The organism is Clavibacter michiganensis subsp. insidiosus, from assembly GCF_002240565.1.
GTDB classification, from domain to species: Bacteria; Actinomycetota; Actinomycetes; order Actinomycetales; family Microbacteriaceae; genus Clavibacter; species Clavibacter insidiosus.
Window position 1 is genome coordinate 3066110 of sequence record NZ_MZMO01000001.1, and the last position, 14155, is coordinate 3080264.

General features: G+C 73.1%; 13 protein-coding genes. 8 read left to right on the top strand and 5 right to left on the bottom strand.

What is annotated here, in order from left to right; all coding sequences use genetic code 11:
* The first annotated feature begins 204 nt into the window (after window positions 1-204).
* The gene (locus tag B5P21_RS14840) at window positions 205-1038 is read left to right on the top strand and encodes an alpha/beta hydrolase (RefSeq protein ID WP_045526465.1); all 834 of its coding nucleotides are present in this window, start codon (window positions 205-207) and stop codon (window positions 1036-1038) included.
* On the opposite strand, the gene B5P21_RS14845 is transcribed toward B5P21_RS14840, so the two are convergent.
* Both B5P21_RS14845 and B5P21_RS14850 read right to left on the bottom strand, forming a co-directional pair.
* Complete coding sequence (locus B5P21_RS14845) at window positions 1026-2258, bottom strand: GAF domain-containing protein (RefSeq protein WP_052663162.1); 1233 nt, start codon at window positions 2256-2258, stop codon at window positions 1026-1028. The two genes, B5P21_RS14840 and B5P21_RS14845, sit on opposite strands and share 13 nt — an antisense overlap.
* 268 nt (window positions 2259-2526) lie before the next feature.
* Window positions 2527-3477, bottom strand: a complete 951-nt coding sequence (locus tag B5P21_RS14850; RefSeq protein ID WP_045526464.1) for a manganese catalase family protein — start codon at window positions 3475-3477, stop codon at window positions 2527-2529.
* A 260-nt stretch (window positions 3478-3737) separates the two neighbouring features.
* Here B5P21_RS14850 and B5P21_RS14855 point away from each other — a divergent pair, with 260 nt between their 5' ends.
* From B5P21_RS14855 to B5P21_RS14885, 7 genes are all read left to right on the top strand, one after another.
* Window positions 3738-4760, top strand: coding sequence for a LacI family DNA-binding transcriptional regulator (locus B5P21_RS14855; RefSeq protein ID WP_080939262.1), 1023 nt, complete (start codon window positions 3738-3740; stop codon window positions 4758-4760).
* A 239-nt stretch (window positions 4761-4999) separates the two neighbouring features.
* Window positions 5000-6568, top strand: a complete 1569-nt coding sequence (locus B5P21_RS14860; RefSeq protein WP_045530109.1) for a sugar ABC transporter ATP-binding protein — start codon at window positions 5000-5002, stop codon at window positions 6566-6568.
* 148 nt (window positions 6569-6716) lie between these two features.
* Window positions 6717-7721: an ABC transporter substrate-binding protein gene (locus B5P21_RS14865; RefSeq protein ID WP_094171335.1), complete on the top strand. Its 1005-nt coding sequence runs from the start codon at window positions 6717-6719 to the stop codon at window positions 7719-7721.
* 93 nt (window positions 7722-7814) lie between these two features.
* Window positions 7815-9401 carry a sugar ABC transporter ATP-binding protein gene (locus B5P21_RS14870; protein WP_045526459.1) on the top strand — a complete coding sequence of 529 codons (1587 nt, stop codon included), beginning with the start codon at window positions 7815-7817 and terminating at the stop codon, window positions 9399-9401.
* Window positions 9398-10480 carry an ABC transporter permease gene (locus B5P21_RS14875; RefSeq protein WP_045526458.1) on the top strand — a complete coding sequence of 361 codons (1083 nt, stop codon included), beginning with the start codon at window positions 9398-9400 and terminating at the stop codon, window positions 10478-10480. Before B5P21_RS14870 ends, B5P21_RS14875 begins: the two co-directional genes overlap by 4 nt.
* On the top strand, window positions 10477-11535 hold the full coding sequence (locus B5P21_RS14880; RefSeq protein WP_080939260.1) for an ABC transporter permease: 1059 nt from the start codon (window positions 10477-10479) through the stop codon (window positions 11533-11535). The genes B5P21_RS14875 and B5P21_RS14880 overlap by 4 nt, the downstream gene beginning before the upstream one ends.
* A gap of 62 nt (window positions 11536-11597) precedes the next feature.
* Window positions 11598-12722, top strand: coding sequence for an epoxide hydrolase family protein (locus B5P21_RS14885; protein ID WP_045526457.1), 1125 nt, complete (start codon window positions 11598-11600; stop codon window positions 12720-12722).
* A gap of 9 nt (window positions 12723-12731) precedes the next feature.
* Here the strand turns inward: B5P21_RS14885 and B5P21_RS14890 are convergent, their stop codons facing one another.
* From B5P21_RS14890 to B5P21_RS14900, 3 genes are all read right to left on the bottom strand, one after another.
* Window positions 12732-13163, bottom strand: a complete 432-nt coding sequence (locus B5P21_RS14890; protein WP_045526456.1) for a VOC family protein — start codon at window positions 13161-13163, stop codon at window positions 12732-12734.
* A gap of 138 nt (window positions 13164-13301) precedes the next feature.
* Window positions 13302-13709: a DoxX family protein gene (locus B5P21_RS14895; protein ID WP_045526455.1), complete on the bottom strand. Its 408-nt coding sequence runs from the start codon at window positions 13707-13709 to the stop codon at window positions 13302-13304.
* Window positions 13709-14131: an organic hydroperoxide resistance protein gene (locus B5P21_RS14900; protein WP_011931635.1), complete on the bottom strand. Its 423-nt coding sequence runs from the start codon at window positions 14129-14131 to the stop codon at window positions 13709-13711. Before B5P21_RS14900 ends, B5P21_RS14895 begins: the two co-directional genes overlap by 1 nt.
* Window positions 14132-14155 lie beyond the last annotated feature (24 nt).

Sequence of the window (14155 nt, forward strand, 5' to 3'; positions counted from 1 at the left end):
CGCTTCCCCATCCCCTCACCGCACGGAGGGCGGTCGGGCGCCGGCATCCGCCGGAGGCACCACCGGCATGCCCCGGGAGGATGGCGTGCCCGCCGCCGGAGCGTGCCCTGAGGAGGATCCGCACCTCCGCCGCCCGCGGCCCCCTACCGTGCTGCGTGATCCGGTCGGGCAGGCCGCACGGACATCCGACCCCCTCGAGGAACCATGTCCCCTGTGATCCCCGTCCGCCGCGCCCGCCGCCTCCGGCTCGCCGCCGCGGCCACCGCCCTCGTTGCCGTCCTCGCGGTCGCCGCCCCCCTCACCACGCCGGCTCCCGCCCACGCCGCCGGCACCGTCGACGAGGTCGACGTCGCGCGCAGCGACGTCTCCGGATTCGGCGGCGGCGTGGTCTTCGCCCCCAAGGCGCCCACCGGCACCACCCTCGGCGCCGTCGTCATCACACCGGGCTTCCGCGACACGCACGCCGACATGCGCTGGTACGGCGCGGCCCTGGCCGACGCCGGGTACGTGGCCTTCACCATCGACACGCTCGGCACGCTCGACCGCCCCGGCCAGCGCGAGCAGGAGACGCTGGCCGCGGTCGACTACCTCACGGGATCCAGCGCAGTGTCGGGCGAGGTGGATCCCGCCCGCGTCGCCGTCCTCGGCTACTCGATGGGAGGCGCCGGGGTGCTCCGCGCGGCGCAGGCGCGGCACGAGCTGAAGGCCGTCGTCGCCGTGGAGCCCTTCGACATCCCGGCCTCCTACCCGTCGGACACGACGCCCACGCTGATCATCACCGGCCAGTCCGACCCGGTCGCCATCCCCTTCCTCATGGGGAAGCCCATGTACCGCTCGATCCCGGCACCCACCCCCAAGGAGTACGTCGAGCTGCGCGGCGCCGGGCACACGGCCGGGGTGCGCACCCCCAACGACACCATCCGCCACGCCACCACCACGTTCCTCGCCCGCTACCTCGACGGCGACGACTCGGTGAGCATCTGCCCGGCGCCCGCGGCCACGGGTCCCATCAGCGCGTCGATGGCCTACTGCGGCTGATCCGCGTCCGCCGGCGCGGTCTCGTAGCGCCGCAGCTCCGTCTCCGCCTGGAGCGCGATCTCCCGCAACCCCTCGATCGGCACCGCGGAGGCGGCGCGGGTCCGCCGGTCCAGCAGGCAGAAGGTGCCGATGGGCTCGCCGTCCGAGGAGTGCAGCGGGTAGCGGGCGTAGAAGTCCATGCCCGTGATGTCGATGAAGGGGTTGCCGGCGAACCGCGGGTCGCGCTGGGCGTCCGGCACGACGAGGGCGTCGTCGGCCGCGACCCCGGTAGCGCAGTACGCGACGTCGCGCGGGATCGAGAACGGCAGCAGGTCGGTGTTCATCGCGTACCAGAGGCGGTCGCCGTCGAGCAGGCTCACGACCGCCACGTCGACGTCGAAGCGCTCCTGCGCGACGCCCGCGAGGCGCTGCAGCTCCGCGGATCCGCCGTGCCGCGCCTGCTCCACGAGCCGCGACGTGCCCGCCCAGTCGTAGGTCGGCTCCACCGGCGCGAACGGCACCCTGCTCGCGCCCTCCGCCTCCCGCACGTCGGCGAGCAGCGGCGCGGCGGCGCCCGCGATCTCCCGCGCCCGGCTCCGGTAGACCCGCGACGACCCGAGCGGCCGGTCGTCCTCCAGCTCGGGGGTGCCGAGCGAGGAGTACGACGCCCGCGGGGTCCGGTCGACGATCTCCCGCGCCTCGTCGTCGAGCCGCCGGGCGTGGCGCTGCGCGATCGCACCGAGGACGCTGTCGTACGGCGTCACCGAGCGCACGGGCTGCATGCCGGCCACGAGGATCCGTGCCGAGGGACGCATGCCGGCGACCAGCGCGTCCCTCAGCTCCGCGAAGCGCGCCCGCCACACGGGCACGCGGGTGAGGCGCACGGCGTCGTTGATCCCGAGCACCAGCACCACGACGTCGTACGCGGCGACGTCGTGGTCGCCGACCCAGGCGAGGGCGGAGGAGACGTTCATCGTCTCGTCGCCGATGAAGGTGACGGCGCACGGCCGCGCGGTGCGCGCGGTCACGGCGCGGCCGAGGTGCCCGGTGAGCGCCAGCTCGTGGGTGACGACGCCCCAGCCGTGCGCGGGGCCGTTGCCGAGGAGGAGGACCGCATCCGGATCCTCGCCCTCGGCGGGGAGGGACGCGGAGTCGGATGGCTTCGGCGCGCCCGCGGAGTCCCCCATCGCGCGCCCGTAGAAGGCGCGCATCAGCGGCCTGAGCAGCTCGGAGGCGTGCATCGCATCCCCCGGACACTCAGATGTCGGCGCTCCCACCCGAGGCGGCCTGCAGCGTGATCCACCCCGGATCACCACCGGGACGGCCTCGGCGCGTCTCGGGGACGCGCGGCCGGTCCCTCATGCAACCACGCGCGCGGCGGAGAGGTCGAGGGGTGCCCGCCGTCGGAGGCGCGCCCGATCCGCCGCGGGCGTCGGCTCCCGTCGCGCACGCCGACGGCGCCGCCCCCCCAGAGGAGACGGCGCCGCCGCGTGGATCAGGTGACGCGGATCAGGCCTTCGGCCCGTAGAACGCCTCGACCTCGGCCAGCTCGCGCTCGGCCGTCTCCTGGATGAGGGCCAGCAGGTCCTTGTCGAGGCCCGGCGCGAACTCCTCGAGCCGCTCGGGAGCGATCGTCGACGGCACGCCGACAGGCGCCTGCTCGGTCGCGGTGAGGTCGGTGCCGTCGTTCGAGGGCGACGCGCCCTGGAAGATCCGGCCGGCCTCGCTCTTGCCGTCGAGGTCGAAGCTGTACTGCTTGCTCTGGAGTCCCAGGTCGACGAGCTTCTTGACCTCGGGGAACTGCTCCGCGTTGGTCTTCGGGATCGGCAGGAGCTTGCCCCAGTCGACGCCGAGCGTCTCGAGCGCCTTCGCGTACGCGTTCTCGTGCGCCTGGTCGCGCACGATGAGGTACGCGACGGTGGCGCGGGCGACGGGGTTGTCGGTCATCTCGTAGATGCGGCACTTCTGCAGGCGGCCGGTCGACTCGAGCATGACGTTGTAGAGCAGGTCGAGCGGGAGGTTGCCCGAGTTGTAGACGTAGCTGCCGCTCCACGGGTTGCCGGCGGCGTCGACGGGCAGCGCGCCCTGGGCGCCCACGAGGTGGTGGTGGATGTTGCCGTGGTCGAGCGCGATGCTCAGCGGCGTCTTGCCGCCCTTGCCCGGGGTGTCCAGCGGGTCGGTGAGCTTGCCGGTGTACTCGGGCGCGCCGTCGAGCAGGCGCGAGATGGTCGTGCCGATGAGCTCGACGTGGCTGATCTCCTCGGTGCCGACGCCCTGGATCAGGTCGCGGTACGGCTTGGCGGCGGCGCCGCGGAAGTTCATCGCCTGGAAGAGGTACTGCATCATCGTGCGCATCTCGCCGAACTGGCCGCCGAGGCCCTCCTGCAGCGCGTTGGCGGCGGCGGGGTCGGGCTCGCCGTCGGCGATCTCGTTGATCCAGGTCTGTGCGTGGAAGTACATAGGGGCTCCTATTTCTTCGTGCGGCGAAACCGTCGCCCCTCCACCCTGCTCCGGCTCGCGCGCGCTGACCTGGCGAGCCGAGGGGGTTGCCAGGGTCGGGCCGACCGGGTAGGGGTGGGCGGGTGTCCGACGGTCGTCGCTCCCGGTCCCGCGCGGATCCGCCCCGGTAGGGTGTGCGCAGCAACCGGGGATCCGACCGGCCCGCGACCCGGCGGGCGCGACGTCCGTCGCCGCCTCGGAGGATGCCGGATGGAGCACGGGTGAGCGTCAGGAGCGGCGGCGAGCGGCTCGGCCTCCGTGAGGTCGCGGAGCGCGCGGGCGTCTCGCACATGACCGTCTCGCGCGTGCTCAACGGGCATCCGCAGGTGAAGGAGTCGACGCGGCAGCGCGTGCTCGAGGTCGTCGCCGAGCTCGACTTCCGGCCGAACATGGCGGCCCGCCAGCTCGTGACGCAGCAGGCACTGCGCATCGGCGTGCTCATCGAGAGCGCGGTGGAGTTCGGGCCGTCGAGCATCCTCCGCGCCATCGAGCGGTCGGCGCGCGACGGCGGCTACTCGGTCGCGTCGTTCGCGCTGCGCGACGACGAGGACGCGACCCCCGAGGAGGCCGTGCGCCACCTCACCGTCCAGGGCGTCGACGCGCTGTGCGTGGTCGCGCCGCGCTCGTCGTCCGTCGCCGTGCTGCGGACCATCACGACCGGGCTGCCGACGCTCGTGGTGAAGGCGGAGAAGGATCCGGCGTTCCTCACGGTGTCGGTGGACCAGTCCGCGGGCACCCGCCTCGCCGTCGACCACCTCGCGTCGCTCGGCCACCGCGACGTGCTGCACGTCTCCGGCCCGCTCGACTGGCTCGACGCGCGGGCCCGCGAGCGCGCGTTCCACACGCGCGCCCGGGCGTGGGGCATGCGCGAGCGGCCCATCGTGATCGGCGACTGGTCGAGCGACTTCGGCTACGACTTCGCGAAGGGGCTCACGGCGGTGCCCGAGTACACGGCCGTGTTCGTGGCCAACGACGAGATGGCGCTCGGCGTGGTGCACGGGCTGCACGACCGCGGGATCCGCGTGCCCGAGGACCTGAGCGTCGTCGGCTTCGACGACCTCCCCGTCTCGCGCCACTTCCTCCCGCCGCTCACGACCGTGCGGCAGGACTTCCCGGCGCTCGGCGCGCTCGTGGTGGACGTGCTCATCGCGGCGATCGAGGGGCGCGAGATCCCGCAGGCGACCCGGATCCCGGCCGAGCTCGTGGTGCGCGACTCGAGCGCCGCCGCCCGCCGCCTCGACTGAATCCGGCACCCGGAGGATCCGGCGCCCCGGCCCCTCGCCGCGCCGCCGACCGGCGGCTACAGTCGAGCACACCGGGCCCGCCCGGCACGCGGCCGCCGCCCGGCCCGGAACCCGAGGAGCACCAGGTGCGTGACGCACGGGGATCGACGACGATCCGCCCGACCGACCCGACGGCCGCTCCCGCGCCCAGATCCGCGCAGACCGCGCGCCCCCACGGACCGGCGCGCCCCACCGTGCGCATGCGGGGCATCACCGTCGCCTTCCCGAACGGCGTCGCGCTCGACGGCGTCGACCTCGACCTCCACCCCGGCGAGGTGCACGCGCTCCTCGGCGAGAACGGCGCAGGCAAGTCGACGCTCATCAAGGCGCTGCTCGGGGTGCACCGCATCGAGGCGGGCGAGATCCTCGTCGACGGCGAGCCCGTGCGGCTCGGCGGGCCGGCCGACGCGCGCGCCCTCGGGATCCAGGCCGCGTTCCAGGAGTCGCACCTGGTCGAGAACCTCAGCGTCGGCGAGAACGTGATGCTCGGGCACGAGGCGCACGGCCGCCTCGGCATCTCCTGGCGCGCCACCCACGCGCGCGCCGCCGCCATGCTCGCGGAGCTCGGCCTCGCCGACCTCGACCCCCGCGACCGCCTCGCCGACCTCTCCCCCGCCAGCCGCCAGCTCGTCTCCATCGCCCGCGCCATGGTCGACCGGCCGCGCGTCCTGGTGCTCGACGAGCCCACCTCGAGCCTCGACGCCAACGATGTCGCGCGCCTCTTCCAGGTGATCCGGCGCCTCCGCGACCAGGGCGTCGCGATCCTCTTCGTCTCCCACTTCCTCGAGCAGGTGCTGGCGCTCAGCGACCGGATGACGGTCCTCCGCGGCGGCGTGAAGGTGAGCGACCACCTGCCGCACGAGATCGACCGGGCCGAGCTGATCGCGCGCATGATCGGCTCGGACGTGGCGCACCTCACGCGCATCGGCTCGGAGCGGCGGGCGCACCGCGTGGATCCGGTCGGACCGCCGCTGTACCGCGCCGCCGGCGTGGGACGTCGCGGGATGCTGCGACCCGTCGACCTCGAGCTGCACCCGGGCGAGGTGGTCGGCATCGCCGGGCTCCGCGGATCCGGCCGCACCGAGCTCGCGCGCCTGCTCGCGGGCGCCGACCGGGCCGACGGCGGCGTGGTGACGCTCGGCGGGCGCGACGTGGTGATCGACCGGCCGGCCGACGCGCTGCGGAACCGCGTCGCGCTCTCCGCGGAGGACCGCGGCGCCGAGGGCCTCATCGGCGAGCTGAGCGTGCGGGAGAACATCGTGCTCACCCTGCAGGCGCTGCGCGGCTGGGCGCATCCGCTCTCGAAGGCCGAGCGCCAGGACCTCGTCGAGCGGCACATCGAGCACTTCGGCATCACGCCGGCGGATCCCGCGACGCCCGCCGGCGAGCTCTCCGGCGGCAACCAGCAGAAGGTGCTGCTCGCGCGCTGGCTGGCGATCCGGCCGCGCGTGCTGATCCTCGACGAGCCGACCCGCGGCGTCGACATCCGCGCGAAGGTCGACATCCAGGCGCACATCGCGCAGCTCGCGCTCGAAGGCGTGGCCGTGGTGTTCATCTCCAGCGCGTTCGACGAGCTCGTGCGCGTGAGCGACCGGATCGTCGTGCTCAAGGACCGGGAGAAGATCGGCGAGCTGGCCAACGGGCCGGGCGTGACGGTCGACACGCTCGTCGAGCTGATCGCGGCGCCCGCCGAGGAGGACGACGAGGGGGACTTCCCGCTGCCGGAGCTGCCGGAGCTACTGGACCTGCCGGAGCCGCCCCGGCGCTGAGGCGCGATCGCAACTCCTGCACCCTTGTGCCGCCGGAACTGTTACCGGTAACATCCCGAGCACGCGGCAGCACCCCGCGAACCGCGACGTCCGGTCCCCGAGGACCGGAACGGGACGCCGACGTCCCGCCATCTCAAGGAGGAGATACATGTCCACGAAGAGGCGCATCGCCACCATCGCCGCAGCCGGGGCCATCGCCCTCGGCCTCGCGGCCTGCAGCAGCAACTCCGGCACCGGATCCACGGCGGGCGGCGCCGCGGACAGCGGCGGCGAGACGGCCACCGTCGGCTTCGTCGCGGTCGGCCCCGAGGGCGCCTGGCGCCAGGCCAACGAGAAGGACATCCAGGACACCTTCACGAAGGAGGCCGGGTTCGACCTCAAGTACGCGCCCGCCACCAACAACGACCAGAAGTCGCAGATCGACGCGTTCACGTCGTTCGTCGACGAGGGCGTCGACGTGATCCTGCTCTCGGCCACCGAGGGATCCGGCTGGGAGGACTCGCTCGAGCGCGCCAAGGAGGCCGAGATCCCCGTGGTCCTCATCGACCGCGGCATCGAGCCGGACGACGACTCGCTCTACGCGACCCGCATCGCGCCCGACAACATCGCCGTCAGCTCGTCGGTCGCCGACTGGGCGAAGACCGCGCTGCCCGAGGGCGGCAAGTACTTCACCCTCGAGGGCCCGGCCGGCGTCTCGGTCGTCAACGAGCGCAACGAGGGCTGGGACGAGGTCATCGGCGCCGAGGGCTCCTTCACGAAGGTCGGCGCGCAGACCGCCAACTGGTCCACCGAGGAGGCGAAGAGCGTCTTCGAGACCGTGCTCAAGTCGAACGCGAACGACGTGCAGATGGTCTTCGCGCAGAACGACGAGATGGGCCTCGGCGCCGTCCAGGCCGTCGAGGAGGCGGGCCTCCCGCCCGGCGAGGACGTGAAGATCGCGACCATCGACGGCACGAAGAACGCGCTGCAGGCGCTGGCCGACGGGAAGCTCAGCTTCGTCGCCGAGTACAACCCGCTGTTCGGCGGCACCGCGCTCGAGGCCGTGCAGGCGCTGCTCGACGGCGAGAGCGTCGAGTCGTCGATCGTCGTCCCGTCCGACGTGTTCGACTCGCCCGAGAAGGCCGCCACCGCGCTGCCCGACCGGAAGTTCTGACCCGCCCGCACGGACACCCGCGGCGGGGCGGACCATCCGCCCCGCCGCCCACCCGCCCGGCGACGACGCCGGCGGAGGAACGGAGCACGCGCCATGCAGGCACCCAGCCCGATCGTCGAAATGCAGGGCATCACCATCTCCTTCCCCGGCGTCAAGGCGCTCGACGGGGTGAGCTTGAGGCTCTTCCCGGGCGAGGTCCACACGCTCATGGGCGAGAACGGCGCCGGGAAGTCGACGCTCATCAAGGCGCTCACGGGCGTGTACGGGATCGACTCCGGCCGCGTGGTCGTCGCCGGCACCGAGCGCCGCCTCTCCGGCACCGCCGACGCGCAGTCCGCCGGGATCTCCACGGTCTACCAGGAGGTCAACCTCTGCGGGAACCTCACCATCGGCGAGAACGTCATGCTCGGCCACGAGCGGCGCGGCCGGTTCGGCATCGACTGGAAGGGCACGCACGCCGCCGCCTCCGAGGTGCTGGCGCGCGTGGGGCTCGGGCACCTGGATCCGCGCACCCCGCTCTCCTCGCTCAGCCTCGCGCTGCAGCAGCTCGTCGCCATCAGCCGCGCGACCGTCGTCGACGCCCGCGTGCTGATCCTCGACGAGCCGACCTCCAGCCTCGACGCCGACGAGGTCGAGGGCCTCTTCCGCGTGATGCGCCGCCTCCGCGACGAGGGCGTCGCCATCCTCTTCGTCTCCCACTTCCTCGACCAGGTCTTCGCGATCAGCGACCGCCTCACGGTGCTCCGCAACGGGAGGCTCGTGGGCGAGCACCTCACGCGCGACATCGACCGGGCCGGGCTCATCGCCCTGATGATCGGCAAGGACCTGCAGGCCCTCCGCTCCCTCGACCGCGAGCGCGCCTCGCGGCAGGTGGCCGACGGCGAGCCCGTGTACCGGGCCACCGGGATCGGCCGGAAGGGCTCGCTCGACGCGACCGACGTGGAGCTCCGCCGCGGCGAGGTCGTGGGCCTCGCCGGGCTGCTGGGATCCGGCCGCACCGAGCTCGCGCGCCTCCTCTACGGCGTCGACCGGCCCGACACCGGATCCGTGACCATGGACGGCCGGACCGTCGCGATCTCCTCCCCCGCGAAGGCGCTGAGGCACCGCATCGCGTTCTCGAGCGAGAACCGCCGCGACGAGGGGATCATCCGCGACCTCAGCGTGCGGGAGAACCTCGTGCTCGCCGTGCAGGCGAAGCGCGGTTGGGCACGTCCCCTGGCGCGCAAGGAGAAGGACCGCATCGTCGCGAAGTACCTCACCGAGCTCAACGTGCGGCCCGCGGATCCCGACCGGCCCATCCGCAACCTGTCCGGCGGCAACCAGCAGAAGGTGCTGCTCGGCAGGTGGCTCGCGACCGAGCCGGAGCTGCTGATCCTCGACGAGCCGACCCGCGGGATCGACGTGGGCGCGAAGGCGGAGATCCAAGAGCAGGTCGCGGCCCTCGCCGACACGGGCGTCGCCGTCGTCTTCATCTCCTCGGAGCTCGAGGAGGTGGTGCGGCTCAGCGACCGGATCGTCGTGCTCAAGGACCACCGCAAGATCGCCGAGCTGGAGGCGGGACCCGACGTGACGGCCCAGTCCATCGTCGCCGCCATCGCGGAGGAGGGTGTCTCCGACATCGCGCTCGAGACTGTGCCCGACACCGCCCACCCCACCGCGCCCGAGGAGGCCGCACGATGAGCGACACCACCCCCGCGAAGCGGAGCGCGCGCCCGCTCGGCGACGTGCTGCACCGGCCCTGGTTCTGGGGCACGGTCGCGATCGTGCTGCTGCTGGCGATCAACGTGGCGAAGGACCCCGGCTACCTCGCGCTGTCGGTGAACCCGGACACGGGGAACCTGGTGGGCAACCTCGTCGACATCCTCCGGGCCGCCGCGCCCGTGCTCATGATCGCGGTCGGCATGTGCCTCGTGGTCGCCACGGGCGGCATCGACCTCAGCGTCGGCTCGATCATGGTGGTCGCCGGCGCCGTCTCCATGGAGTTCCTCAAGGCCGCCGGATCCGACTCGCTCGGCGTCGCGCTCGGCGCGATGGGCCTCGCGCTCCTCATCGCCGGGATCCTCGGCGCGGTCAACGGCATGCTCGTCTCGGTCGTGGGGCTGCAGCCGTTCATCAGCACGCTCGTGATCATGCTCGCCGGCCGCGGCCTCGCGAAGGTCATCACGGCGGGCCAGAACACGGCCGCCGCCAACGAGCCGTTCCGCTGGGTCGCGAACGGCTACCTCGTGGGGCTGCCGGTGGTGTTCCTGCTGGCCGTGCTGATCACGATCGGCGTGGCCGTGCTCGTGCGGCGGAGCGCGCTCGGCCTCATGATCGAGGCGATCGGCATGGATCCCCAAGCCGCGCGCCTCGCGGGCCTCGACCGCCGCGCGCTCCTGTTCACCGCCTACATCGCGAGCGGCCTGCTCGCGGGCGTCGCGGGGATCTTCGCCACCGCCAGCGTCATGACGGTCGACGTCTCCCGCACCGGCTACCAGCTGGAGCTCGACGCGATCCTCGCGGTCGTGATCGGCGGCACCTCGCTCGCGGGCGGCAAGTTCCACCTGCTCGGGGCCGCCGTCGGCGCGCTCCTCATCGCGACCCTCGACAAGACCGTCGTGTTCCTCGGCATATCGTCGTCGGCCACGCCGGCGTTCAAGGCGATCGTGATCGTCGCGATCGTGCTCCTGCAGTCCCGGCGCGTCCGCGCGCTGTTCACCAGGCGCCGCCCGGCGGCGCCCACCCCCGTGCCGACCGAGAAGGAGGCCGTGCCCGCATGAGCGCCACGACGATCCAGCCGCCCCTGACCCCGACGCCCGCGCCGGGACCCGGCACCGCATCCCGGCCGCCGCGCCGCCGCCTGCGCCTCCGGCTCGACTCGCTGCCGACGGTCGCCGCCCTGGTGATCCTGCTGGCGATGCTGGCGTACGGCGAGATCGCGTACGGCCGCATCCTGCAGGCCGCGACGCTGTCGAACCTGCTCATCAACAACGCGCACGTCATCGTGCTGGCGGTGGGCCTCACCTTCGTGATCCTCACGGGCGGCATCGACCTGTCCGTCGGCGCGATCGTCGCCGCCAGCAGCGTCGCGGGCGTGCTGCTCGCGAACGCGGGCTGGGACCCCTGGGTGGTGATGGTGCTGATGATCCTCATCGGCACGGCATCCGGCGTCGTCTCGGGCGTGCTGATCCAGTTCTTCGACGTGCAGCCGTTCATCGCGACGCTCGCGATGATGTTCCTCGGCCGCGGCCTCGCCTCCATCCTCAGCACCGTGCCCGAGCGCCTCGACGACGCGTCGCCGCTGCGCTCGCTCGCCACGAACATGAAGGTGGTCGACGGCCCGAAGGTCAATGACGTCGTGACGACGCCGGGCGTGCTCATCGCGCTCGTGGTGGTGGCGGTCGCGTTCTTCGTGCTGCACCGCACGCGCCTCGGCCGCACCGTGTACGCGACCGGCGGATCCGAGCAGTCGGCCGCGCTCATGGGCCTGCCCGTTCGCCGCACCAAGCTCGCCGTCTACGTGATCAGCGGCACGCTCGCCGGCCTCGCCTCGGTGATCTACACGGCCCGGCTCGGCAGCGCGCAGAACATCACCGGCATCGGCTGGGAGCTCGACGCGATCGCCGCGACCGTGATCGGCGGCACCCTCCTCACGGGCGGCGTCGGCTTCGTGCTCGGCTCGGTCGTCGGCGCGCTCATGCTCGGCCTGATGAACGTGCTCATCACGCGCGACGGCGGCATCCCGCCCGAGGCGACCACGATCATCACGGGCGGGATCCTGCTGGTCTTCGTGCTGCTGCAGCGCGCGGTGATGGCGCGGCGGCGGCGGACATAGATCCCGTCGGAGGTGCGCGGGATCATGAGGGGACCGCGCCCGCCCGCCACGTCAGGATCCGCATGACCCACCCGCTCCCGCTGCACGTCACCGACGCCGACCTCGACGACCTGCGCGACCGGATCCGCCGCACCCGCTGGGCGCCGGAGTGGCCGGTCGAGCCGTGGGAGGCTGGCACCGACCAGGCGACACTGCGACGCCTCGCTGCTGTCTGGGCCGACGGGTTCGACTGGCGGGCGCGCGAGCGGGAGATCCGCGCGCTGCCGTGGGCGGTCGCCGACCTCGACGGCACGCCGATCTCCTACCTGCGCTTCGACGCCGAGCGCGCCGGCGGCCTGCCGATCGTCCTCACGAACGGCTGGCCGAGCTCCGCGCTCGAGATGGTGCCGCTCGCCGAGCGCCTGTCGCAGCCGTCCCGCTTCGGCGGCGACCCCGCCGACGCCGTCACCGTCATCGTGCCCGCGCTTCCCGGCTTCCCGCTCTCGCCGCAGCGGCCGCGCATCGACGAGCAGACCCACGAGCTCTGGCACCGGCTGATGACCGAGGAGCTGGGCTTCGCGCGGTACGCGGCGCACGGCGGCGACCTCGGCGCGGGGATCACGTCGCGGCTGGCGGAAGCGCACCCGGAGGCGGTGGCGGGGATCCACCTGATGGCGGTCGCCGCCCCGCGGGACCTCGACGAGGCGACGCTCACGGACGAGGAGCGCGTCCACGTGGACGAGGTGCGTGCGTGGGAGGCGACCGAGGGCGGCTACGAGCACCAGCAGCGGACGCGTCCGCTGACGCTCGCGCCCGCGCTGCAGGACTCGCCCGTCGGGCTGCTGTCGTGGATCCTCGAGAAGCACCGCGCGTGGAGCGACTGCGGCGGCGACGTGTCCCGCGTGTTCCGTGACGACCACCTGCTGACGCTGGCGTCGCTCTACTGGTTCACCGGATCCATCGGCACCTCGCTCCGCCCGTACTTCGCGTCCGGCTCCGGCCGCACCGCCCCGGTGGAGCGCGTGGAGGTGCCGACCGCGGTCGCCGTCTTCCCGCATGACCTGGTGCACCCGCCCCGGAGCTGGGCCGAGCGCACCTACGACGTCGTCCGATACACGACCATGCCGCGCGGCGGCCACTTCGCGCCGCACGAGGAGCCGGGGCTGCTGGCGGACGACATCACGGCGTTCCTACGGATGCTGCGGTAGCGACGGTCGTCAGCGGGCGGCGCTCTCCGCGTCCGGCACGCCGCCCGCCGGGATCGGCTCCATGTGCCCCAGCTCGATCACGTTCCCGTCGGGATCGCGGAGCTGGCGCTGGTACATGAACCCGAGGTCGACGGCCGGCCGGGGCTCGGATCCGCCGGCGTCGAGGCCCGCGGTCGCCCGCGCGTCCACGTCGGCGCGGCTGTCGAGCATGACCGCGGTGATCGCCGCGGCGCTCGACGACGGATCGCCCACCGGCACGTCGAGGAACGACTGGAAGAAGTCGCGCGTGAGGAGCATGAAGGCGCTGCGGTCGGCCTCGACCACGAGGCACGCGGCGTTCTCGTCGGTGAAGTCGGGGTTCACGGTGCAGCCGACGGCCTCGTAGAAGGCGATCGCGCGGGGCAGGTCGGTGACGGGCAGGTTGACGAAGATCATGGGCATGGGTCTCTCCTTCGAGACGCAGGGACCGCGGGCGATGCGGGTGCGCCCATGCTGACGACGCATGCCCATGCCCGTCAAGACGGACGGCCACCGGTCCCCCTGCGGGGATCCGGTGGCCGTCGTCGTGCGTGCGGCGGATCAGCGCTTCTTCAGCGCCCCCGTCGACCACAGCGCCACCGCGATGAGCACCGGCTGGAAGAACAGGCGGCCGAGGCGCTTGCCGTCGGTGTCGAGGCCGAAGCCGTCGCGCTTGTGCACGTACTGCGCGATGTTGCCCGGGAAGATCGCCGTGAAGAACGCGGCGGCCGCCCAGCCGGCGAGGCCGCGGCGCGAGCGCGCGAACAGCAGGGCCGAGCCGAGCGTGATCTCGACGATGCCGGATCCGACGACGGTCACGTCCTCGGGCACCGGCAGCGACTTCGGGACCTGCGCGCGGAACTCCTCGCGCGCGACCGTGAGGTGCGAGACCCCGGCGAACGCGAGGAACGATCCGAGCACGACGCGGGCGGCCGTGCGCGGGAAGGACGTGCGGGCGACGCCGGCCATCAGTCGTCCGAGACCGTGACGACGACCTCGATGTTGCCACGGGTCGCGTTCGAGTACGGGCAGACCTGGTGGGCCTGGTCGGCGAGCTCCTGGGCGAGGTCGTGCTCGACCCCGGGGATGACGACCTCGAGGTGCACGGCGAGCTGGTACCCGCCCTGGCCGTTGGATCCGATGCTCACGCGGCTGCCGACGCTCGAGTCGGCGATCTTCACCTTGCGCGCGCGGGCGACGCCCTGCAGCGCGGAGTGGAAGCACGCGGCGTAGCCGGCGGCGAAGAGCTGCTCGGGGTTCGCGCCCTCGCCGGATCCGCCCATGGCCTTGGGGATGGAGAGGTCGAGCGCGAGGTCGCTGTCGCTGACGGCCACGCGGCCGTCGCGGCCGGCTCCCGTGGCGAGGGCCTCCGCGGTGTAGAGGGCGTCCATGTCGGTTCCTTCCGTTCGTGGCCG